This window comes from Sphingomonas folli, from assembly GCF_019429525.1.
Taxonomy (GTDB): domain Bacteria; phylum Pseudomonadota; class Alphaproteobacteria; order Sphingomonadales; family Sphingomonadaceae; genus Sphingomonas; species Sphingomonas folii.
The window spans coordinates 165,188-187,894 of the sequence record NZ_JAHXZL010000012.1; the positions used below are offsets into that span (position 1 = coordinate 165,188).

Below are 22,707 nucleotides of genomic sequence, written 5' to 3' on the forward strand. Positions count from 1 at the left end.
CCACCTCCATCGATCCGTGCTCCGACGTCCGCAGGAGCACCCCGGTGGCCCACATCAGATGGATCAGCCTCTGGCGCGAAGGGCGTCGTCATCCCGGGCCAGACCCGGGATCTACGGTGCCGTCGCCGCATCAGCCATCGCTCGCGCTCGGCGATGGACCCCGGGCGAGGCCGGGATGACGGCGGTCGCATGTCGCACGGAGCTTCCCCGCGCTTCGGGAACATCTGCGGGGGCCTGGCCCCACACGCCGCCGCCTTCGGCTTCACCCGGCCATCCCGGCGCGCGGACGGGACAGCGGGGCCGCCAGACAGGCCGGGAGGGCCCCCGCCGTCGCGGGAGCCCCCTCACCTCGCCGACCCCCGCTCAGTTCAGGTGCAGCGTCGTCGCCGCATTGGCCGCGAGGCGGCGCGCGCCGCCGCTCACCCGGCGCCAGCCGCGGCGCGGCATCGCGCGGTCATAGTAGCTCGACGAGCGCGCGACATGGTGGATCATGTCGCCGTAGCGCCGCCCGGCGTGCGCGGCGACGTCGACCATGTTGATCACCGCACCGGTGATCGAGCGCCCGAACACCTGCACCGCCACCCGCGCCGCCTCGGGGTCGGTCTTGCCCCAGCGCAGCACCAGCAACGTCGAGTCCGCCACGTCCGCCAGCATCTTGGCGTCGCGTACCGGCAGGATCGGCGGGGCGTTGAGGATCACCAGGCTGTAGCGCTCGCGCAATTGCGCGATCAGCCGCGGCAGCCGCGGCGAGCTGAGCAGCGCGCCCGGGTCGAACGGCGCCTGACCGGCGCCCAGCGAGGCGAACGGCTGGCCGTCGTGCGACACGGTGAGCTGGTCGAACGAGGCATCGCCGGCGAGATAGGCGACCACGCCGGTCTGCGGCACCTCGCCCGGCGCGGCACTGCCGAGCGCGAGCTCGGGGCGGCGCAGGTCGAAGTCGACCACCACCACGCGCTGGTCGACCCGAGTCGCGGTCGCGGCGAGGCTCTTGGCGATCGTATTCTTGCCCTCGGCCTCCAGCGGCGAGGTGATCACCACCACGTGGGACTGGCTGGTGCGTCGGCCCTCCAGCTCGATCAGCAGGTTGCGCATCGCTTCAGCGAAGCGCGAGCGCGGCCGCTCGTTGACCAGTTCGTGGCTCGCCGCGCCCGAGCCGTCCTCCAGCCGCGTGTCGGGCACCATCGCCAGCGTGCGCACGCCGAGCAGTCGCTCGACCTGCTCGGCGGTGCGCAGCTTGATGTCCATCATCTCGACGACCAGCGCCAGCACCGCGCCCAGCGCCGCCGAGGCGAGCAGCGCGATGCCCAGCGCCTGCTTGGGCAGCGGCGAGCTCGGTGTGTCGGGGATCGGCGCGCGCGACACCACCGAGATATCGGCCTTGGTCTGCGGGTCGAGGCTGAGCTTGGCGTTGAGCAGGGCCGCGACCGAGCTGTACAGCGCGTTGGCGGTCTCGGCGCGGCGCTCCAACTCACGCAGCTGCACCGCGGCCGCACCCTGCGCCAGCGCCGCGCCGCGGATGCCCGAGGCGCTCGCCGCCATCGCCGCGGCGCGCGCCTGACTCGCGCCCGCCTGCGCGGCGAGGTCGGTCCGGATACGCGCGCTCTCCTGGTCGATCCGCGTGCGCAACGCGGCGATCTCGGCGTTGACCTTGGCTACCTCGGGATAACCCGGGCCGTAGAAGCCGGCGAGCTCGCTCTGCCGCCGCGCCAGCGTCGCCTCCTGCTCGCGCAGCCCGGCGAGCAGCGGCGAGGTGGCCGAACCGCCCGCCTGCGCGCGGCGCGCCTCCGCGATCCCGTCGGCGCGGGTCTGGCCGACCAGCCCGGCGAGCTGCGAGGCGCTCGCCGCGGCGCCGATCTCGGGCTGCGAGACGAGAAGGCCGTGCGATCTGCGGAAGGCGGCCACCTCGCGATCGGCGGCGACCGCGGCGTCGCGCGACTGTGACAGCCGCGCGCCGAGATCGTCGATCGTGGCGACGCGCGAGTCGTTCGACTCCGCCATCTGCGACTTGATGTAGGTGTCCGCGACCCGGTTGGCGATCAGCGCGGCCTTGCGCGGGTCGGCCGAGGAGGCGGTGATGTTGATCATGCTCGAGCGCGCCACGCGGCTGACGTCGAGCCGCTCGATCAGCCGGTCGACCACCTCCTCGTTGCGTGCGCGCTCGATCGCCTGGGGCGTGAGCGTCGCGGGGACCGTCGGCGGGTTGATCCAGGCGAGCACGCGGTCGACCAGACCGGGCCTGGCGTCGCGCGGCGGCGCGAACTCGGGATCGTCGCCCAGGCGCAGCGTGGCGGCGACCTCGCGCGCGAGGTTGCGCGACTGAAGCAGCTCGACCTTGGTCTCGATCGCGGTCTCCTGGCTCGGGCTGACGATGGCGGTCGGCAGCGCGGCGACCGTGGTGTTGGCGTCGTCGGGCTTGACGATGATGGTCGCGGTCGCGCTGTACACCGGCGTGGTGCGCAGCACGACGAACAGCGCCGCCGCGACGCCGAGCAGCACCACCAGCCCGATCAGCGCGGCGCGCCGGTACAGGATGCGCACCACCGAGGCGAGGTTGAGATAACCCGACCGGGTGCCGGGATGCGCCGAGCGCATGTCGCTCCCATCCCGGTCAGCCAGGTCCATGTCGCCGTGACGCATCGGCGCCGGCGCCGCGCCGGGCGTGCTGAGTTCGAGCATCGGGAGCCCCCTTCGGCTGCTTAGAGGTGCATCTCACGCGACGCCGCGCGGTCGCGGCCGCCCGGCCCGGTGGCCGCGGCGGCGACGCGTGCCGAGACCGCGCCGTCGGTCGGCTGTGCCAGTCCGCGGCTCAGCGCCCAGACCGCTGCCTGGGTGCGGTTGAGCACGTGCAGCTTGCGCAGGATCGACTTGACGTGGACCTTGACGGTCGCCTCGGTGATCGAGAGCCGCCGCGAGATCACCTTGTTGGGCTCGCCCTGGATGAGCCCCTGCAGGATCTCGAGCTCGCGCTCGGACACGTTCACGTCGCCCAGGTCGATCTCGGGCTCGGCGGCGCCGGTCTCGAGCCGCAGCGAGGCGAGTTCGTTCACCACCTGCGACGGCACCAGTTTCTCGCCCAGCACGATGAGCTTGAGCATCTCGGTCAGCCCGGCGACCGAGGTCTCGATGCTGAGATAGCCGTCCGCGCCCGCCTGGATCGCCTCGGCGACCGCGGCGCTCTCGCACGCGCGCGCCATCACGGCGAGCCGGACCTGCGGCCAGCGCGCGCGCGCCTCACGGCACATCCCCGTCGCCTCGCCGGGCGGCGCGCGCAGCAGCACCAGGTCCGGGACGGCGGCATCGCACGCTGCCTCGCAGCTGCGTGCCACCCCGATCACGTCGAACCGCTCGCCCCCGAGCAGTCGACGAAGTCCCTCGCCCTCGATCTCATTCGGCGACACAATCAACAGGCCGATACGTCCGCTCATCTGCTCCCCCCACGAGCCGATCGTCCGGTGTCTCCGCACCGCCCCCACGATCACTGTACGTAATGTCGCGCCCCGTTCCCGGTAATATAATTCGAGCGAGATCAAGTGAATGGCGACAAAATTACAATTGACCCAAAACAGGACAAGAGGAGTAATCCCCACGTCGTAACGGGTCCGATACGTCTTTCTTTGTACTTCGCATGGGGATCATAGTTCGCGTTAGTTAGGCGGCAGACGAGGGGCCTATGCTTTTGGCCTGATCGGGTAGTACTCCGAAAGTAGTACGTCTCTTAGCTGGTGTTCGGCTTCGCCGAAGCTAATGGAGAGCGCGTGTCGCCACGTCGTGCCGAGTAGACGCCCGAGAGGCGCCTTGTCCGCGCAGGAGCGTCCGCCCCGATTGGGCGAGGCGACAGATGAACCAGCAGCGCGCGTGGAACAATGTGGCGAAAGCCAACCCCTCGTCCCCGCTGAGGTAGCCGAACGCCTCGGCGATCACCCAGCGCGCCTCGCTCCCGCCGGGCGACGCGTCACGTCGCAGGATCGCGATCGTCCACTCGCCCGCGCGGACCACCGTCGTTCGTGGCGCGCCCGGCGCGACGGTCGCGGCGGAATCGAAGCTGATGATCATCGCCTCTGCCCCGATGCGGTGGACCCAGCGGACGCCGCGTCGGACCGAACGGCACGGATGGCGACGCACCGGCGCGGCTCGATCGATCGTGGATGGTCTGGCGCGTGCATACCCCGCCGCGGTCCGGTGAGACGAGCGCGCAGGCTGCGCCGCTCGCCGTTGACCGTCAACGGCTACAATCGATTAACCCTTTGGAACGGGGATCGGCCGAGCGGCGCGTGATCACCTCGCCGCATCTGAGCGCATCATCCACGTCTCGCGCGCGACCCAGGCGAGGCATAAGCATCGCGCGACATCGCGTCGCCACAGGCCGGGCAGGCAGGCACCCGCGGTCCAGCGCCGGTCGAGCGAGCGGACCAGCCGGACGGTCACTGCGCCTTGGGCACCGAGTTCGATCAGCTCCACGTCCTCGGGCTCGAAGCGGACGCGTGTCAGCGGCCAGAGCGCCTTGAACACCGCCTCCTTGATCGAGAACGCCAGCGTGACGAGGTGGACGACATCGTGGCGGGCGAAGCGGTCGCGCTCCGCGGGAGTCAGCACCAGCGGCGCGAGATCCGCCTCCAGCGCGGCCGACAGCGGCTGCTCGACGTCGATCCCGAGCGAGGCGTATGCCGCGCGCCGCGCCGCCACCGCCACAGCGTACCCCGCCGTATGGGAGATCGAGCCGGCATACCCCTCCGGCCAGTCGGCCGTCGCGTCGTCACGGCGGGACGGCATATGGTCGATCCCGAGGCGAGCGAGCGCCCGGCGCGCGCAGAGCCGCCCCGCGACGTAATGCGCGCGCCGGATCGGCCGCGCGTCCGCTATCGCCGGCGGAAGCGGCACGCCCGTCGCCTCGGCCGACCCGAGGACCGCGGTCTCCGGCAGGTCGAGCCCCGCGAGCGCGATATCGTGCGGCATCGCCGGCCAAGGCACGCCATCGTCCCAGGCCTGACGCGGGATCGCGACCGGCTCAGGCGCCAAGCGCGGCGCCGCCGTCGACCACGAGGTCGTGCAGGGTGATCTGTCCCGCCTGGTCGGACGCGAGGAACAGGATCGCCGCCGCGATGTCGCTCGGCGCGGCCACCTTGCCGAGCGGGATGGCGAGGCGGAAACGCCCCGGATCGCCCGCGACCGCGAGCGCCACGGCATCCTGCCCGTCCGCCGCGATCCCGCGCAGCATCGGGGTGTCGGTCGAGCCCGGCGACACCAGGTTGCAGCGCACGCCGAGCGGGGCAAGCTCGAGCCCGACGCTCCGCACCAGGCTGGCGAGCGCCGCCTTGGAGGCGCCGTACGCCGCCATGCCGACGCGCGGCACGTGGGCGGCGTTGGACGCCACCGCCACGATCGATCCCGCGCGCCGCCGTCGAAACACGGGCGTCAGGCGCCGCAGCAGGTGAAAGGCCGCGCCGGCGTTGATCGCCATGCAGGCGGACCAATCGGCGTGGGTCAGCTGCTCGATGCCGCCGACCCGCAGCACCCCGGCGGCATGGACCAGGACGTCGGGCTCGTGTCCGGCGTCCAGCAGCGCGTCACACAGCCGGTCGATCGCCTCGGCCTGGCCGAGATCGCAGGCGCGCGCGTCGATGCCCGCCGCCGCGGTCCCGAACTCCTGATCGATCCCGACGACCGCCGCGCCCTCTGCGACGAAGGCGTCCGCGACGGTGCCCCCGATGCCACGCCCCGCGCCCGTCACCCACACCCGTTTGCCGGCGAGACGAGCTGGCCCGCTCACGCCGCGCCCGATCGTGCGACCGTCGCGGGCAGACGCGCCTCCACGAGCGACCACCAATGCTCCGGGGTCGGCTCGCGCGCGAGGTCCTCGAAGGACAGGCTGATCCCCTCGCCGCGCCAGTCGGCGATCAGCTCCATGATCCGGATCGAGTCGAGGCCGTGATCGGTCAGCCGGTCGGTCCAGTCGATCGGCTCGCCGCCGGCGTCGATCATCGTCGCCAGTCGCTCCATCAGCGCCGCGCGGGTCAGCGGGGCGGCGCCCGTCACGTCCGCCAGCCGAACCACGCGACCGCACCGGCCCGCGACATAGTCGAGCGCCATGCGATGGTCCCGCGCGGAGAAGTCGCCCAGCGCGTCCGCCACCAGGAAGGGCTGGATATCGCGCATGAAGGCGTCGAGCGCGGTCGTCAGGCAGCCGATGTGCGCGTAGACGCCGCAGATCAGCAGCTGATCGCGCCCCCACGCCCGCATCCGCTCCTCCAGCGGCGAGCGCTGGAAGGCGCTGTAGCGCCATTTCGTCAGGACGAGGTCGTCGGGGGCCGGCGCCAGCGCCGGCACGATCGCGGCGAGCGACGGATCGGCCCTGGTCAGCCCCGGCCCCCACATGTCGGTGAGCAGGCCACGCTCCGCCGGCGGCTGAACCGCGGGCTGAGCGGTATAGATCACGGGGATGCCCCGCGCGACGCAGCGCATCTTCAGCCGGCGGACGTTCCCGACCAGCTCGGCCGCGAGCGCGCTGTCCTCGCCGTAGAAATCGACGAAATAGCGCTGCATGTCGTGGATCAGCAGCGCCGCGCGCCCGGGCTCCAGTGCCCAGCCGACCTTGTCGGGAACGGACGGCGCGATGTCGGCGAGCGCGTAAGCGGCGATGTCGGGGATGCTCATGACGATATCCTGTCGCTCGGTGTGGCGGCGAGCCGATCGCGCAGCGCGCGCTTGTCGACCTTGCCGATCGCGGTCAGCGGCAGCGCGTCGGCGATCTCGAACCGATCCGGCAGCTTATAGTCCGCCACGCCCTGTTCGCGGAGGTAGCGGCGCAGCGTCACCGCGCCCACCGCACCGTCGGCGGGGACGATGACGGCACAGCTCTTCTCCCCCATTGCGGCGTCGGGCACCGCCACCAGGGCGACCTCGCGCACCGCGTGATGGCGGATCAGCAGCCGCTCGATCTCCTCGGCGGCGATCTTCTCGCCGCCGCGGTTGATCTGGTCCTTGCCGCGGCCGACCACCTGGAGCCGCCCGTCCTCGCGCCGCACGACGATGTCGCCGGAGCAATAGAAGCCGTCGGCGTCGAAAGCGACGGCGTTATGCTCGGGGCTGCGGTAATAGCCGCGGATCGTATAGGGGCCGCGCGTCAGCAGATGACCCGGCATGCCCGGCGGCACGTCGGTCCCCTCGTCGTCGACGACGCGGATCTCGTCGTCGGGGCTGATCGGCGTGCCCTGGGTCGCCACGACGACGGCCTCCTCGTCGTCGAGCCGCGTGTAACTGACCAGGCCCTCGGCCATGCCGAACACCTGCTGCAGGCCGCAGCCCCATTCGGCGCCGACCCGCCGCGCGAGCGTCTCGGACAGCATCGCCCCGCCCACCTGGACCAGCCGCAGCGTCTGCGTCGCCGCCGCGCGCGTCCGCGCGGTCGCGAGCCACAGTCGCAGCGCCGAGGGCACCAGCGCCACCATCGTGACGCGATGTCGCTGGATGAGGTCGAGACAGGCCTGCGGCTCCGGGCCGGGCGCCATCACCACGGTACCGCCGGCGTGGAAGACGCCGAGCGCGCCCGGCGAACTCAGCGGGAAATTGTGGCTCGCCGGCAGCGCGCACAGGAAGCGCGTGTCGCCGTCGAGCGCGCAGATCTCGGCGCTGGCCCGCACGCTGTAATAATAATCGTCGTGCGTGCGCGGGATCAGCTTGGGTGTGCCCGTGCTGCCGCCCGAAAGCTGGAAGAAGGCCACCTCTCCCGCGGCGGTCGGCCCGGCATCCGTCGGCAAGCGGCCGGCGTCGTCGCCGACCACGTCGATCGCCGCGGGATCGGCAGCGTTGTTCGCGCAGGCGGCGGCGAGGTCGCGGGCGCCGCCGTCGCCGAGCAGCAGCACGTGGCGGAGCGTCGGATGATCGCGCCGCAGGGTCGCGAGTGCCTCGTCCGTCGCGAACAGCGGATGCTGGCGCGCCGCGATCAGCAGTCGCGGCCCGACGATCCGCGCGTAATGGTCGAGCTCGAGCCGCCGGTGGCTGAACAAGGCGTTCACCGGCACCACCCCGATCTTGAGCAGCGCGAAGAAGACGACGTAGAATTCGGCCACGTTGGGCAGCTGGACCAGCGCGGTATCGTGCCGCCTCAGCCCCAGCCGGTACAGCGCGAGCGCCAGCCGCTCGGACCGGCGATCGAGCTCGGCGTAGCTCAGCCGGCGCTCGCCGCAGTGGATCGCCACCGCCTCCGGGCGCGCCGCCGCGCTGAGCCGGACGATGTCGGTCATCGGCCGGCCGCGCCAATGGCCGCGGTCACGGTAGCGATGCTCCAGGTCGATCGGCCAGCGCGTGAAATCGAGCGCCATCTCAGGCCTCCACGCCGAGTGCGCGGCGCATGGTGCGCAGCTTGGCCTCGGTCTCGTGCCACTCCGCCGCCGGGCCGGAGCCGTCGACGATGCCCGCGCCCGCGAAGAGCTGGACCGCCCGATCGCGCACGATGCCGCAGCGGATCGCGACGGCCCATTCGCCGTCGCCGCGCGAGTCACACCAGCCGACGATCCCGGCGAACATCCCGCGCGAGAAGGGTTCGCAGCGCGCGATCAGCCGCCGCGCCGCGGCGCGCGGCGTGCCGCAGAGCGCCGGCGTCGGGTGAAGCGCGCAGGCGAGTTGCAGGACCGATGGTCCGGGCGTCCGCAGTCGCCCCGTGATGGCCGTGGCGAGGTGCCACATCGTCCCGGTCGCCAGCACCTCGGGCCGAGCGGGGATCGCGATCGTCTCGCACAGCGGCGTCAACACCTCGCGCAGGAAGTCCACGACATGCGCATGTTCGCGCCGGTCCTTGTCCGACTCCAGCAGGCCGCGCGCGACGCGCGCGTCGTCGCATGGATCGGCGACCCGGCGCGCCGAGCCGGCGAGCGGACAGGTCTGCACCTGCGCCCCGGCGCGGCGCACCAGCATCTCCGGGCTCGCGCCGACGAGCGTGGCGCCGTCGGGGAGCGGCACGCGGAAGTGGAAGCCGGCGGGGTTCTGCTCGATCAGCCGATGCATCAGCCAGCCGGGATCGACCGGACGATCGAACGTCAGCCGCGACACGCGCGACAGCACGACCTTGTCCGCCTCCCCCGCGCGGATGGCCGCGACCGTGCGTGCGACCCCCTGCTCGAACGCGGTCCGGTCGGGCGAGGAGACCGGCGCCTCGGCGAGCCGGTGCGCGGGCGGCTCCGCGCGCGCGATCGTCGCCAGAGCGGCTCGCCCGAGACGCTGGTACCATCGCGGAACATGGAGGCACGCCGGCTCGGCTTGGTCGAACGGGATGGCGCCGATCAGGATCGGGTCGGCGATCCCGGCGCCGTGTGCGTGGGCGAAGGCGTCGGCGACCGCCTCGGCGAAGACGCCGTCGGCCTGTGCAGCCCCCTCGGTGGGCAGCGCGACAGCGGCGAGGGTGCCGGACGCGGATATTCCGTGGTCCCTCGCCATGAACAGGAAGTCGGAGTGGGACGGTGCCGCCCACATAGGAGGAATGGCGAGGGCGAGAGCGTTGCCTGGCATGACGCATCTCCGATGAGAGCGAACAAATATGCTAATGATAATCGTTATACGCACTAAGGAAGTGATGTGCTGTTGGAAACCGATCCATTACCCGCTTTGGGGAGTGGGGCCGTTCAGACGTCCACGCGCCGACCATCCGGCGGTCCCTCGCCGCGCACGCGCCGCAACGGCCCGCAGCCGACGAGCAACGCCCCGGCCGCCGCCAGACCGCCCAGCCCCAGCCAAGCCGCGCCGAGCAGCGGAGACAATCGCGCGAACGCGCCCAGCGTCATCGCGCCCGCGGTCTCGCCGACGATGTCCTGCGCGCTCCACAGGCTACTGACCCGACCGAGCATCGCCTCGGGGGTGTGGGTTTGCACCAGGATCGCCTGCACCAGCGCGGCGATGGAGCCTGCATAACCGAGCACCGCCAGTACAATCAGGAGCGCAGGCAGGCCCGGCGCCGCGCCGAGCGCCGCCACCGCCGCCGCGCAGACGCCGATCGCACCCAGGAGCAGAACGCCGGGCCGACGGACACGCGCGACCCAGCCGCTCGTCACGGCGCCGAGCATCGCGCCGAGCGGGACGGCGGCGTAGAGCGAGCCGGTCGCGACGCCGTCGAGACGGTTCATGCTCGCGAGCGCGGGGAACAGCACGCGGGTCGCGCCGAACGTGGCGTGGAGCGTCCCGGCGAGCATGACCGCGGCGACCAGGCGGTCGCGACCCAGATAGGCGAGCCCCGCCGCGATCGCGCGCAGCGGATGTTGCGGCGCGGCGGGCGGTGGCCGCAGCGTCGGCAGGCGTGTCAGCGGGATCAGCGTGGCCAGTGTGCCCAGACCCGCCAGCAGGTAATTGGCGGTGACCCCGCCGAACCCCAGCACGGCCCCACCCACCAGCGGCGCGAGGATCGCGCCCATTCGGACGGTGATCATCGTCAGCGCGCCCGCCGCGGCCAGGTCGGCGCGGCCGACCAGCGCGGGTGTCGCCGCCATCAGCGCGGTCAGTCCCAGCGCGCCGAAGAAGCCGTCCCAGGCCGACACCAGGTACAGCGCGGCGAGCGACGGCGCGGCGAGGAGGCCGTTGAGCGCCAGCAGCACGAAGCCGACCCCGCATAGCGCGCGCGCGACGAGGATGAGCGCGCGCCGGTCATGCCGGTCGGCGAGCACTCCTCCGACCAGCATCCCGCCGGCCATGCCGGCGCCGTCCAGCGCGGTGGCGACGCTGACCTGCCACACCGATCCGGTGAGCGCCTGGATCTGCACCGGCACCGCGATGACCAGGATGCCGAGCGAGAACACGGACATGAGCCGTGCGACGAACAGGGCGCGGAACGGCCGATGGCGACGCAACAGCCCGACATCGACGAGCAGGCGCGGGCGGGTCGGGCGCGCGGGTGAGGGATCAACGGACACGTGTCAGCCCAGTGTCGTGAGGGCGGCGAGCCGCGCCGCGAGCGCGGGCGCGAGGGTCGCCAGCGTGGCCGGCGAGAGCATGTCCTCGTGGCGACAGTCGACCCGATGCATGTCCAGGCCGGCGAGGAACGGGGCCCAGCAGCCCGTGACGTCCCACCCCTCCGGCAGGGTTCGGGTCGCGACGAACAGCGTCGCGGTGCCGTCGAACCGCGGCGTCCGCCCGGTCGCGAGCAGCCGCACCGAGTCGGCGTAATTGGCGACGATCGCGGCGAACATCGCTGCGCGCTCGGCCTCTTCCGCGGCGTCGCGCTCGGCCTCAGTCGCGGCGAGGAACTGCGCGCGCTCGCGCTCCGCCTCCGCGGCGGCCTCTTCGTCGGTCGCGCCGCTCCAATCCTGACCCTCGGGCGGGTAGGTGTCGAACAGGCCGAGGAAGGCCACCGTCTCACCCGCGGCCTGCAGGCGCGCGGCCATGCCTTGCGCCAGCGTGCCGCCGAGCGAGTAGCCGATCAGATGATAGGGTCCGGTCGGCTGGATCGCGCGCACCGCGGCGAGATGGTGCGCGCACGCCGCGTCGAGATCGGCGCTGGTCGCGATCGCGCCGCCCTCGCGCGGCGATTGCAGCCCGACCAACGGCAGTTGCGCCGGCAGATGGCGCGACAGGCCGCTGTACTGCCAGGCGAAGCCCGAGGCGGGGTGGACGCAGAACAGCGGGCGTCCGCCCCCGGCGCGGAGGTGGAGCACCGGCCCGAAGCCCGCACGTGAGCCCTCCCCCGCGCTCTCGGACAGCGCGGCGGCAAGCCGCGCGACGGTCGGCGCGGCCATGATCTGGCCGACGGAGAGCGGCCGCCCGAGCGCGCGTCGCAGCTCCGCCGCGAGGCGCATCGCCAGCAGCGAGTGACCGCCGAGCGCGAAGAAATCCTCCTCCGCCCCGACCGAGGGAAGCTCGAGCAGTCGCGCGAAGGCGGCGGCGACCTGGCTCTCGAGCCCGGGTCGCGCCGCGCGGCCCGCGCTCGCGGGGAGGTCGGGCAGCGGCAGCGCGCGGCGATCGAGCTTGCCGGTGGCGCCCAGCGGCAGTGCCGGCAGCGCGACGATGACCGCGGGCACCATCGCCGCGGGCAACCGCTCCGCCAGCGCGGTGCGAAGCAGCGCGGGGTCGAGCGTCGCTCGCTCGCGGAGCGGTACGACATAGCCGACGATCTGGCGCGCGTCCTCCTCGCCGCGCCGCGCCGCTCCGAGCGGACAGGCCTGCACCGCGGCGGCCGCGACCCCCTCCTGCTCCAGCAGCGCCGCCTCGATCTCGCCGAGCTCGATCCGCTGACCGCGGATCTTGAGCTGGTCGTCGGCGCGGCCGAGGAACTCGACCTCGCCCGCCTCGGTCCAGCGCACCAGGTCGCCGGTGCGGTACAGCCGCGTGCCGTCGCCGGAGGGATCGGCGACGAAGCGCGTCGCGGTCAGCGCCGGCCGGTCGAGATAATGATCGGCGAGCTGCACCCCCGCGAGATACAATTCGCCGGTCACGCCGACCGGCACCGGCCGCAGCCAGTCGTCGAGGACGTGCAGCCGCATGTTCCACACAGGCCGACCGATCGGGACGCCGGGGCCGGCGCTGCCCGTCGCGGCGGCGCGATAGCTGACGTCGATCGCCGCCTCAGTCGGGCCGTACAGATTGTGCAGCGCCGCTGCCGGCAACAGCAGCGCGTGCCGCGCCGCCAGCGACGTCGGCAGCGACTCGCCGCTGGCGAACACCTGCCGCAGCGTCGCCGTCGCTTCGGGTTCCTGGGCGATCCAGTCGAGGAACAGCGACAGCATCGAGGGCACGAAATGCAACGTCGTGATCCGCTCCGCCGCGATCGAGCGCGCGAGCGCCGCCGGGTCGCGGTGGGCGTCCGGTGGCGCCATCACGAGCGCCGCGCCGCTCAGCAGGGGCCAGAAGAACTCCCACACCGACACGTCGAAGCCGCATGGGGTCTTCTGCAACACCCGGTCCGCCGCGCCGATCGGATAGGTCGCCTGCATCCACAGCAGCCGATTGACGATCGCGCGGTGCGAGATCAGCGCCGCCTTCGGCGCGCCGGTCGATCCCGATGTGTAGATCAGATAGGCCGGGTCACCCGGCAGCAGCGGCGCCGGCTCGCCCATGTCTTCCGTGACCGGCGCGAGCGCGTCGAGCCACAGGCGCGGCGCGTCGGGCAGCCGCCGCGCCGACCCCCGATCGGTCACGATCAGCCGCGGCCGCGCGTCCGCCACCATCGTCGCCAGACGCGCCGACGGAAGGTCGAGGTCGAGCGGCAGATAGGCCGCCCCCGCCTCGATCACCGCGTGGAGCGCGATCGCCAGACGTGCCGAGCGCGGCAGCGCCACCGCCACGACGTCGCCGCGCCCGACCCCGGCCGCGCGCAATCGCCCGGCCCAATGCACCACCTGGGCGCGCAGCTGGGCGTAACTCAGGCGATGCGCGGCGTCGACCAGCGCGAGCGCCTCGGGTGTCCGCCGCGCCTGCGCCACCAGCAGCGACCGCAGGTCGGTGTCGGGGAGCGCGCGATTGGTCGCGTTGGCGGCCTCGATCAGCGCGATGTCCTCGGGCAGGCGCGGGTCGAACAGCCCCCAGTCGACCGCGGTGTCGACGGCGAGGTGGCGAAGCAGGTGCAGCAGGCGCGCCGCGAGCCGCTCGGGCGCGACCACGGGGTCGCGATGCTCGATCAGCAACCGCAGCCGCTCGCCGGGCAACACCATGATCGTCAGCGGATAATGGGTATGCCCGCGGTTACCGATCGCCGTCACGCGCAGCCCGCCATGGTCGCGCGCGAGCAGCGCCGCGTCCTCGGGATAGTTCTCGCAGACCAGCAGCGTGTCGAACAATGTCGCGGCGCCCGCGATCTGCTGGATCTCGGCGAGGCTGAGGCCGTCATGCTCGAGCAGCGCACCCTGGCGCGCCTGCAGGTCGACGATCTGCGCCAGCAGCGGTCGGTCCAGTGCGAGCGCGACGCGGACCGGCACGGTGTTGCTGAAGAGGCCGATCTGCTCCTCGACGCCGTCCACCGCGCTGGCGCGCCCGGAGACGGGCGTGCCGAACAGCACGTCGTTCCTGCCCGTCAGCACGCCGAGCAGCGCCCCCCACGCTCCCTGCATCACGCTGTTGAGGGTCACGCCGTGCTCGCGGCAACGCGCGCGCAGCGCCCGCTCGATCTCGGCCGGCACGACCAGCTCGGTCTCGCGCACGGTCGCGCCCGCGACCGCGTCGCCGTAGAGCAGCGTCGGCCGCGCCCCGGCGAGCGCCTCGGCCCAGGCCACGCGCGCGGGTGCAGGATCCTGCGCCACCAGCCGCCGCACCAGCGCGGGATAGGGGATGGCGGTCGGCCGCAGCGCCTCGGCGCCGGCGCGATAGGCGTCGAGCACGTCGCGCACCAGCAGCGGGGTCGACCAGCCGTCGACCACCAGATGATGCGCGTTGAGCAGCAGTCGATGGCGATCGTCGCCCAGCCGGATCAGCGCGGCACGGACCAGCAGCCCGCCCTCGATCGCGACCTCGCGGTCGAGTTCGTCGCGCTCGATCAGCGCCAGCCGCTCGGCCTGCGCCGGCCCGGCGAGTCCCGACAGATCATGCGAGTCGAGCGGCCACCGCGCCGGCGCGAGCGGGAGGACCTGCCACGGCCCCGACGCGCAGCCCGAGTCGAACCGCGCGCCCAGCTGCGGTCGGCGCCGCAGCACGTCGTCGAGCGCTCGCCGCAGCCGCGCCGGGTCGAGCGCGCCCCGCAGGTCGAGCCTGGTCACGCTGTTGTAGCGGCTCGCCGCCTCCGCCAGGCCGGCGTGGTACAGCAGGCCATGCTGAAGCGGGAGCAACGGCAGGATCGCCGCGGGCGACCCGTGGCGCGCGCGCAAGGCGGCGAGGTCGGCCGCGGTGAGGCCGGGGCAGTCGGCGGCCACGAGCGTGTCGGCGGCGAGCGGCGGCGGCAGCGCGGCGAGCGTCTCGATCGCCTCGCCCAGCGCGGCGTGCAGGCGCTCGACGGTGACCTCGTCGAACGGCCCGTCCGCCCAGGTCCAATGGATCGCCAGCCGCGGCGTCGTGCCCTCCTCGACGAAGGCGTTGATCTCCAGCGGATGCAGCATCGCCATGGCCGGGTCGGCGTCGACCGCCATCGCGTCGGCGAAGACGCCACCCGCCGCGACGGGCGTCCAGCACCCGGCGCCCGCGGCGAAGCGGCCGAGATAGTTGAGCAGGATCTCGGGCCGCGCCGCCGCCTCGAGGGGCGTGAGCACCGCCTCTCCCACCGGATCGAGCCAGCGCAGCACGCCATAGCCGAGACCGCGATCGGGCAGGCGACGCAGCGCCTGGCGCGCGCTGCGCACCGCGGCGATCGGCGTGGCGGCCGGTTCCAGGAGGACGGGATATTCCGCGGTGAGCCAGCCGATCGTCCGGCTGGGATCGAGCGTCACCCCGGCCAGCTCGCGGCCGTGCGACTCCATCGCCACCCGCAGCCGCTCGGCCCCCAGCACCGACGTCGCCGCGCGCAGCAGCGCGGCGAGCAGCAGTTCCTCCACCGTGGCGTCGCAGGCGAGCGGCAGCCGCTCGAGCAGCGCGGCGGTGACGCTCGCCGACAGGCACCAGCGCCGCTGCCGCGCCGCACCGAGCCGATGCCGCGCCGGCTCCAGCGGCGCCGCGGCGAGCGGCGGCACGGCCGTGGCCAGGGTCTCGCGCCACAGCGGCAACTCGGCGCGGCGCGCCACCCCCTGGTCGTGCAGCAGCGTCGCCCATCGCCGCACGCCGCATTCCTCCGGCGCGATGATGGGCGTGGCGCCCGCGGCCGCGGCGCTATAGGCGGCCCCGAGTTCCGACAGCAGCACCCGCCACGACACGCCGTCGGTGACGAGATGGTGCAGGACGATCATCAGTCGCCCCGGCGACCCGTCGCCCGGCCAGAGCATCGCCTCCACCATCCGCCCCGCGGCGGGGTTGAGCCGCGCGCAGGCGGCGGTGAAGCGCGCGTCATATTCCTCCGGCTCGCCGCCCAGCACCGTCAGCGGCACCCGCCATCCTCCGGGCGGGGGCACGGTCAGTCCCCCGGCGCGCGTCCGCGCCGTCAGCACCGGATGCGCGCGGGCGAGCGCGGCGAAGGCCTGGTCGATCGCCGCGGCGCCGATGCCCGCGGGCACGCGGACGAGCACGCCGTGCGCGAAGCGCGTCTGGAGCCCGTGATGCGTCTCGAACCAGCGCAGCATCGGCAGCGGCGGCAGGTCACCGCCGGCCTCCTCCTCCCCGACCGTCGACGCGGAGGTCGGCACGAGATGCGCCGCGATCCGGTCGGCGCGCCGGTGAGCGAAGACGTCGCGCGGCCGCAGCGCGTGGCCGCGCTGGCGGAGCGCGGTCGCCAGCGCCATCGCGCCGATGCTGTCGCCGCCGAGCATGAAGAAATCGGCGTCCGGCCGCACCGGTACGTGGCCGATCACCTCGGCGATCGCGTCGCATACCGCCTGCTCCGCCGCGCTGGCGTAGCGGACCGGGCCGGCATCGTCGCCGGCGACGGCCGGGAGAGGCAGCGCGGCGCGATCGATCTTGCCGTTGGCGGTCAGCGGCCACGCGTCCAGCAGGAGCACGTGCGCGGGTATCAGGTGGTCCGGCAGTGTCGCGGCGAGCGTCGCCCGCCAGTCCGCGACCTCGCCCACGCCCGTGCAATAACCCAGGAGGCGGTGCGACCCACCCCAGGGCTGCGCCACGACCAGCGCGCCGGTCACGCCGGGCAGCGCGGCGATCGCGCGCTCGACCTCACCGGGCTCTACCCGGTAGCCGCGCACCTTCACCTGCTGATCGCCGCGCCCTAGGAAGGCGATCTCACCCCGAGCGGTCCAGCTTACCCGATCGCCGGTGCGGTATATCCGCCCACCTGAGACGAAGGGGTCGGCGACGAAGCGCGCGGCGGTCAGCCCGGGGCTGCCGAGATAGCCGGTCGCCAGCCCCGGCCCGGCGACGTACAGCTCGCCGACGGCGCCGATCGGGACGCGGCGGAGCCAGGGATCGAGCACCTCCGCGCGGGTGTTCGCCACCGGCCGCCCGATCACCGGCGTATCGGCGACCGCGACCGAGGCGCCGAGCGCGTCGACGCTATACTCGGTCGGGCCGTAATAATTGATGGCGGCCAGCGCCGGCGCCGAGCGCAGCCGCTGCCACAGCGCCGGCGGCATCGCCTCGCCGCCGACCAGGACCAGGCCGAGCTGCCCGCCCGGGTCGAGCAGGCCGCGGTCGAGCATCTGCTGGAGCAGCGCGGGCGAGAGATCGATCGCGTCGATGCGGTGCGCTCGGACGCGATCGACCAGCGCCCCCGCGTCGCGACGCTCCTCCTCGTCGCAGAGATGCAGTTCGTGACCGAGCAGCAGCCAGATGATCTGCTCCCACGAGGCGTCGAACGCCAAAGACGTGACATGCGCCGCGCGCACCCGCGCCGGCGCGCGCGCCGCGGCGAGCGTCCCATAGACCCCTGCGCGATGATGGAGCAGCAGGTTGAGCAAACCGCGATGCGGCACCATCACGCCCTTGGGCGACCCCGTGGTCCCCGAGGTGTAGATGACATAGGCGATGTCCGCCGCCGCGAGCGGCCTGGCTCGCTCGGTGTCGGTCACCGGTGTCGGCGGCAGCGCGGCGAGCGCCTCGCGAACCGCGGGATCGTCGAGCGCCAGCAGTGGCGCGCCCGGCGGAGGGTCGCGCCACGTCGAGTCCGTCAGGATCAGCGCGGGCCGCGCGTCAGCACACAGCGCGACGAGCCGCTCGGCCGGGTAGGCGAGGTCGAGCGGCATCCATGCCGCCCCCGCGGTCATAACGCCGAGCAGCGCCACGATCGCCTCCGCGCCGCGCGGCAGCGCGGTCGCGACCACGTCGCCCGGGCCGATCCCGCGCGCGATCAGCGACCGCGCGAGCCGCGCCGCGCGCCCGCGGACATCGGCGTCGGTCAGGACCGTATCGCCGTGCACCAGCGCGACCGCTCCGGGGTCGCGCGCGGACGACGCCGCCCAGGCGTCGAGCACGGTGGTCCAGCCGGGCGGACACGGTACGACCGGCCCCTCCGACCACCGCGCGATCGCGCTGCGCTCGGACGCGGTGGCCAGCTCGACCTCGCGGACGGGCCGGTCCGGGGCCGCCGCCAGTCGCGCGAGGAAGGCGGCGAGCCGATCGGCGTGCGCCGCGACCTCGGTGGCGGTGTAGCGCGCCGGGTGAGCGGCGAGCTCGATCACCAGCGCGTCGTCCTCCGGCCACAGGCCGATCTCGAGGTCGTCGATCGGCCCGGCGGCGAGAACATGGGTCTGGCTCGTCACGCCACGAAGCGTCGCCCCAGGATCATAGGCCTTGAGGTTGACGGTCGGACCGTAGAGCGCGCGCCCCGACCCGATCAGGCCCAGGCCGCGCTGAAGCTGCTCCGCGCCGTAGCGCTGGTGCTTCCGCATCGCGCGCAGCCCCTCGGCCACGCGCCCGACCAGCGCGTCGAACGGGTCCGCGGGTTCGACGCGCAGGCGCAGCGGCAGCACGTTGACCGTCGGCAGCACGAGGTCGATCGCGACCGATCCGAGCCGGCGCATCAGCGGGACGCCGACCGCCAGGTCGGTCGCGCCGGTCATGCGGTACAGATAGGCGAAGACGCCCGCCATCGCGGTCTCCGCCGCGCCGACCCGATGCCCGCGCCCGACCGCCAGCAGTGCGGCGAGCGGCGCCGCGTCGATGCGCCGCGTCGCGCGACGCACGTCGACGTTGGCGACCTGTCGGAGGCGATCCGTCGCGCGCTGTGCCAGGCTCGGCATGGGCGTCCCCGCACCGACCGACTCGCGCCAGTAGGCGGCGTCGCGCGCCTCGGCGTCGGAGCCGCGATAGGCGCGCTCCTCCGCGAGCAGCAGCGCCGGATCGGCGAAGCGCGGCGGCGCGACGGGGCGGCCGGTCACGGCGGCCTCATAATGCGCCGCGACCCGCCGCGTCAGCGTGGCGAGACCGAAGCCGTCCACCAGCAGGTGGTGATAGCGCTGATACCAGGCCCAGCGCGTGGGACCGAGCTGCAGCAGCATGTGGCGGAACAGCGGCTCGCCCGACTCCGCGGCGGGAGCGGAGGCGAGGTCGGCGCGCATCGCCGCCTCGGCGAAGGCGACCGGATCGTCGGCGCCGCGGCAGTCGAGCCGGTCGACCGTCACCGCGGCGGGGCGGACCGGCAGGTGCTGGACGGGTCCCGCGCCATCGTCGGCCATACGGAAGCGCGCGTGAAGGCTGTCGACCTCATCCAGCGTCCGCGCGATCGCGCGCGCGAGCCTCTCCGCCTCGAGCGGCCCCGTGATGTCGACGCGATGCGCGACGCTATAGGCATGGGCGCTGGGCGCGGCCTGCTCGCCGAACCAGATGCCCGGCTGCGCGGCGAGCAGCGGCAGCGTGCGGGCGCGAGGGGCCCGATCGGCGGCGTGCGAGAGCGAGGACATGCGACCCGGTCCGTCAGTGCGCTCGCGCCGCGCCGCGCGCCCCGGGGCGCAGTTCGCCGGCCCAGCGCTCCTCGACATAGGCGAGGCACGCGCCGCGGCTCTCCGGTCCGAACGCGCGCGACCAGCCGACCGGGACGGGAGCGAACACCGGCCAGAGACTCCACTGCCGCGCCATGTTGTGCAGGACGAGGAACGAAGCGTCCTCGTCGTCGAACGGGTTGGGCCGATCCGTCGTCATCGTGTCAAATCTCCGATCAGGCTGCGACGGGGGCGGGCTCGGCCAGCAGCGAGCGCGCGGCCTGGATCAGGCCGCCGCGCCAGCACGGGACATCGTGTCCGGGCGCGATAAACGCGTCGGGCCTCGCCTGCCCCGGCGCGCGGCGGCCGCTCCGCCGCGCCGGCGGGAAGGAGCGCATGGCTGCCGCGCCGATCGGCCGGCAGCGTGACGCGCCACCAGATGGGCGTAGCGCCGATAGGTCGCAGCGTCGGCGGTATCGCGGCGCGATGGTCGGTTGGGCCGTCGACATCGACCGTCTCGACCGCCGCGCCCGCCTCGCGCCCCACGAAGGTCACGGTGAGCGTGTCGTGTGATGCTCGCCGCGCCAACGCTGCGCGGCGCATCACCACTGGCCGCCGCCACCACGCGGCAATTCGCCGATCTAAGTCAGCGGGCGAACTCGCCGAGGTGGCGATGCCCATAGTCGCCGCAAGTAGTGGCAGTGAGGCGAGGTCCATCATCACCCCCTCGCATATTGCGAATCATATTGCGAGTCATTAGCGTTCAACTCAGCCAGATCGTGTCGTCAGGGCGCGTGATCTTCGGCGCATTGGGGGAAAAATGCTTAGCTTACCGACAGATACTACGCCGCGCCTGCTGGCGGTGACGCTCTCCGCCATGTGTCTTTCCCTGCTGGGGTCGCCCGCGCGCGCGCGGCAGGTCGAGACAGCACCGCCCGGTGGTGCGCCGGACAGCGACATCGTCGTCACGGGCGAGAAGATCGACCGTTCGCTCAAGGAGACCAGCACCGCGGTGACCGTGATCACCGCCGTCGACCCGCAGGTCTATAAGTCACCCTATGACGTCGCGGCGGCGGTTCCCAACATGATCGCCACCGCGGCCGATCTGCCGAGCATCCGCGGTGTCAGCGGCTCGGGGCCGGCGAGCGGCATCTTCACGTTGATGTCGGGCGCGCGTCCCCGCGTCGCGACGATCGTCGACGGCGTCGCGGAGACGTTCGCCGGGCAGCGCTACGCCGACGCGGGCATGTGGGACATCGCGCAGGTGGAGGTGCTGCGCGGCCCTCAGTCCACCACCACGGGGCGCAACAGCCTGGGCGGCGCGATCGTCCTCACCACCAAGGGCCCGACCTGGGACTGGCAGAGCGCGCTGCGCGCCGGCGCGGAGACCGAGCGCGGCACCGGGATCCTCGCCGCGATGGTCTCGGGCCCGGTGGTGACCGACCAGCTCGCGATCCGGCTCACCGCCGACGGCACGCGCGGCAGGAGCTACATCCGCTATGACGCCGGCAGCGGCTTCCCCTTCGATCCGGCACGCGTCGAGCGGACCAATCTGCGCGGCAAGATGCTGTGGGCGCCCGCCGCCCTCCCCGGCCTCACCGCGCTGGTCACCGCGACCAAGCGCTGGAACAAGGGCGAGTATCTCTACTCGGCGACCGGTCCCGACGTCTTCCGCTATCGCTGGGACAATCCGATGCTCAACACGCGGACGAGCGACTCGACCGTCGGCACCGTCGCCGTCGATCTCGCCTATGCCTTCGGCGAGGGAGTGCGCGCGCATCTGCTGTACGGCCACGGCTGGTTCGACGCGCGCTTCCGCCAGTCGAACCAGAACAGCGATGCCCGGTCGAGGGGGCAGCTCGACCTCGCCGAGGGAAACAATAGCGCCGAGGCGCGGCTGACCTATGCGCCCGAGGGGAGCCGGGTCAGCGGGGTGGTGGGTCTCTATCATTATGACCGCCACCAGGCGCTGCGCTCGGACCTGGGCGTGAACGGCCCCGACGACATCGACACCGACGCCGCTTATGTCGACGCCGCGCTGGGCCTCGCGGGCCATCTCGACCTGCTCGCGGGCGGCCGGGTCGAGCGCGAGACGCAGCGCCGCGATGTCGCGCTGTCCTGGGGCGCGGTGCGCGGCCGTCAGACCCGGACGATGGCGCTGCCCAAGCTCGGCCTGCGCTATGCCGTCACCGCCAGCACGAACGTCAGCGCGACGATGCGCAAGGGCTATAGCCCGGGCGGCGGCGCGATCGACTGGGTCACCGGCGACTATTATGTCTTCGGTCGCGAGACGGTCTGGACCTATGAGATCGGATCGCGCACCGAGCTGGCGGGGCGCCGGCTCTCGCTGGGCAGCAGCCTGTTTCTCAACGACTATCGCGGCTTCCAGACCTTAATCGCGCAGACCTTCACCAACCTCCCGCGGGCGCGGACCTATGGGTTGGAGCTCGAGACAGGATGGCGCCCCTGGACCGGGCTCGACCTGCATGCCGCGCTCGGCCTGCTCGACAGCGACATCCGCGTCGCGCCCGCCGGCCTGGCGGCACTCAGGGGACGTCGGCTCGACAATGCGCCGTCCTTCACCGGGGCACTGGCGGTCGACCAGCATTTCCGCGGTGGGCTCGCCCTGGGGGCGGGGATGAACCGGGTGAGCCGCTACAGCTCACAGGTGGAGAGTGGTACGGCGATCGACGGGGGTGACTATACGGTGCTGGACGCGCATATCGGCTATGAGGCGACCGACTTCGGCGTCCGCGCCTATGTGCGCAACGCGGGCGACGCGCGCATCCTCTACGCGGCGCGCACCAACCATTTCGGCGACCTGCAGGGTCAGGTCGGCCAGCCCCGCACCATAGGCGTCACCGTCGACATGCGCTGGTAGCATGGGCACCGCCGCGCGCGCCGGGACGCTTCTCGGCGCTGCCCATGGCGTCGCTCAGGCGTATTTGGCGTTTGCGATGGTGTTGTGCTGATGTGGTTGCGGGGACCGGCGTCGGCCATAACTTGCACGAGCCCCAAGCTGAGGTGGTTGCGGGAGGGCGCAACCATCAGGACTCGCGGACGCAAAAAAGCCGCCCGCTCGGGGCGGCTGATATGCGCGATCTGATATCGGAACTTGAAGTGGTTGCGGGGACAGGATTTGAACCTGTGACCTTCAGGTTATGAGCCTGACGAGCTACCGGGCTGCTCCACCCCGCGTCACGCTCTCCGTGGGGAGAGCGGTGTGTGTGTGAATGGGTTCTTGAGGGATGGGATGATGTGAGCGCGCGGGCTTCAATGCCTGGCGGCGACCTACTCTTCCACTGCTTAGGCAGTAGTACCATTGGCGCGGTCGGGTTTCACGTCCGAGTTCGGG

The 22,707-nt window shown here is 72.8% G+C and carries 13 protein-coding genes and 1 tRNA gene; 1 reads left to right on the forward strand and 13 read right to left on the reverse strand.

Annotated elements, in window-relative coordinates:
* Positions 1 to 363 precede the first annotated feature (363 nt).
* The 12 genes from KZ813_RS17390 to KZ813_RS20515 all read right to left on the reverse strand — a co-directional run bounded on the left by KZ813_RS17390 (position 364) and on the right by KZ813_RS20515 (position 20,072).
* The gene (locus tag KZ813_RS17390) at positions 364 to 2,676 is read right to left on the reverse strand and encodes a GumC family protein (protein ID WP_219756244.1); all 2,313 of its coding nucleotides are present in this window, start codon (positions 2,674 to 2,676) and stop codon (positions 364 to 366) included.
* Between the two features lie 20 nt (positions 2,677 to 2,696).
* Complete coding sequence (locus KZ813_RS17395) at positions 2,697 to 3,425, reverse strand: LuxR C-terminal-related transcriptional regulator (RefSeq protein WP_219756245.1); 729 nt, start codon at positions 3,423 to 3,425, stop codon at positions 2,697 to 2,699.
* A gap of 316 nt (positions 3,426 to 3,741) precedes the next feature.
* Complete coding sequence (locus KZ813_RS17400) at positions 3,742 to 4,053, reverse strand: hypothetical protein (RefSeq protein WP_219756246.1); 312 nt, start codon at positions 4,051 to 4,053, stop codon at positions 3,742 to 3,744.
* A gap of 222 nt (positions 4,054 to 4,275) precedes the next feature.
* Positions 4,276 to 5,016 (reverse strand): 4'-phosphopantetheinyl transferase family protein, encoded by a 741-nt coding sequence (locus tag KZ813_RS17405; protein ID WP_219756247.1) that lies wholly within the window; start codon positions 5,014 to 5,016, stop codon positions 4,276 to 4,278.
* Entirely contained in the window at positions 5,006 to 5,767 is a 762-nt protein-coding gene (dhbA, locus tag KZ813_RS17410; RefSeq protein ID WP_219756248.1) for a 2,3-dihydro-2,3-dihydroxybenzoate dehydrogenase, read from the reverse strand. The genes KZ813_RS17405 and dhbA overlap by 11 nt, the downstream gene beginning before the upstream one ends.
* Positions 5,764 to 6,651, reverse strand: coding sequence for an isochorismatase (locus tag KZ813_RS17415; RefSeq protein ID WP_219756249.1), 888 nt, complete (start codon positions 6,649 to 6,651; stop codon positions 5,764 to 5,766). The genes dhbA and KZ813_RS17415 overlap by 4 nt, the downstream gene beginning before the upstream one ends.
* A complete protein-coding gene (locus KZ813_RS17420; protein WP_219756250.1) occupies positions 6,648 to 8,318 on the reverse strand; it encodes a (2,3-dihydroxybenzoyl)adenylate synthase in 1,671 nt (556 codons plus the stop codon). The genes KZ813_RS17415 and KZ813_RS17420 overlap by 4 nt, the downstream gene beginning before the upstream one ends.
* Before the next feature lies 1 nt (position 8,319).
* The gene (locus KZ813_RS17425; RefSeq protein ID WP_219756251.1) at positions 8,320 to 9,429 is read right to left on the reverse strand and encodes an isochorismate synthase; all 1,110 of its coding nucleotides are present in this window, start codon (positions 9,427 to 9,429) and stop codon (positions 8,320 to 8,322) included.
* Between the two features lie 185 nt (positions 9,430 to 9,614).
* Complete coding sequence (gene entS, locus KZ813_RS17430) at positions 9,615 to 10,892, reverse strand: enterobactin transporter EntS (protein ID WP_308461929.1); 1,278 nt, start codon at positions 10,890 to 10,892, stop codon at positions 9,615 to 9,617.
* Positions 10,893 to 10,895: 3 nt separating this feature from the next.
* Positions 10,896 to 19,334, reverse strand: a complete 8,439-nt coding sequence (locus KZ813_RS17435) for a non-ribosomal peptide synthetase (RefSeq protein ID WP_219756253.1) — start codon at positions 19,332 to 19,334, stop codon at positions 10,896 to 10,898.
* A 13-nt stretch (positions 19,335 to 19,347) separates the two neighbouring features.
* The gene (locus tag KZ813_RS17440; RefSeq protein ID WP_219756254.1) at positions 19,348 to 19,572 is read right to left on the reverse strand and encodes an MbtH family protein; all 225 of its coding nucleotides are present in this window, start codon (positions 19,570 to 19,572) and stop codon (positions 19,348 to 19,350) included.
* A complete protein-coding gene (locus KZ813_RS20515) occupies positions 19,569 to 20,072 on the reverse strand; it encodes an enterochelin esterase domain-containing protein (RefSeq protein ID WP_219756255.1) in 504 nt (167 codons plus the stop codon). Before KZ813_RS20515 ends, KZ813_RS17440 begins: the two co-directional genes overlap by 4 nt.
* A gap of 142 nt (positions 20,073 to 20,214) precedes the next feature.
* Between KZ813_RS20515 and KZ813_RS17450 the strand changes: the two genes are divergently transcribed.
* Positions 20,215 to 22,233: a TonB-dependent receptor gene (locus KZ813_RS17450; RefSeq protein ID WP_219756256.1), complete on the forward strand. Its 2,019-nt coding sequence runs from the start codon at positions 20,215 to 20,217 to the stop codon at positions 22,231 to 22,233.
* Between the two features lie 240 nt (positions 22,234 to 22,473).
* On the opposite strand, the gene KZ813_RS17455 is transcribed toward KZ813_RS17450, so the two are convergent.
* Positions 22,474 to 22,550 (reverse strand) — tRNA-Met (locus tag KZ813_RS17455).
* Positions 22,551 to 22,707 lie beyond the last annotated feature (157 nt).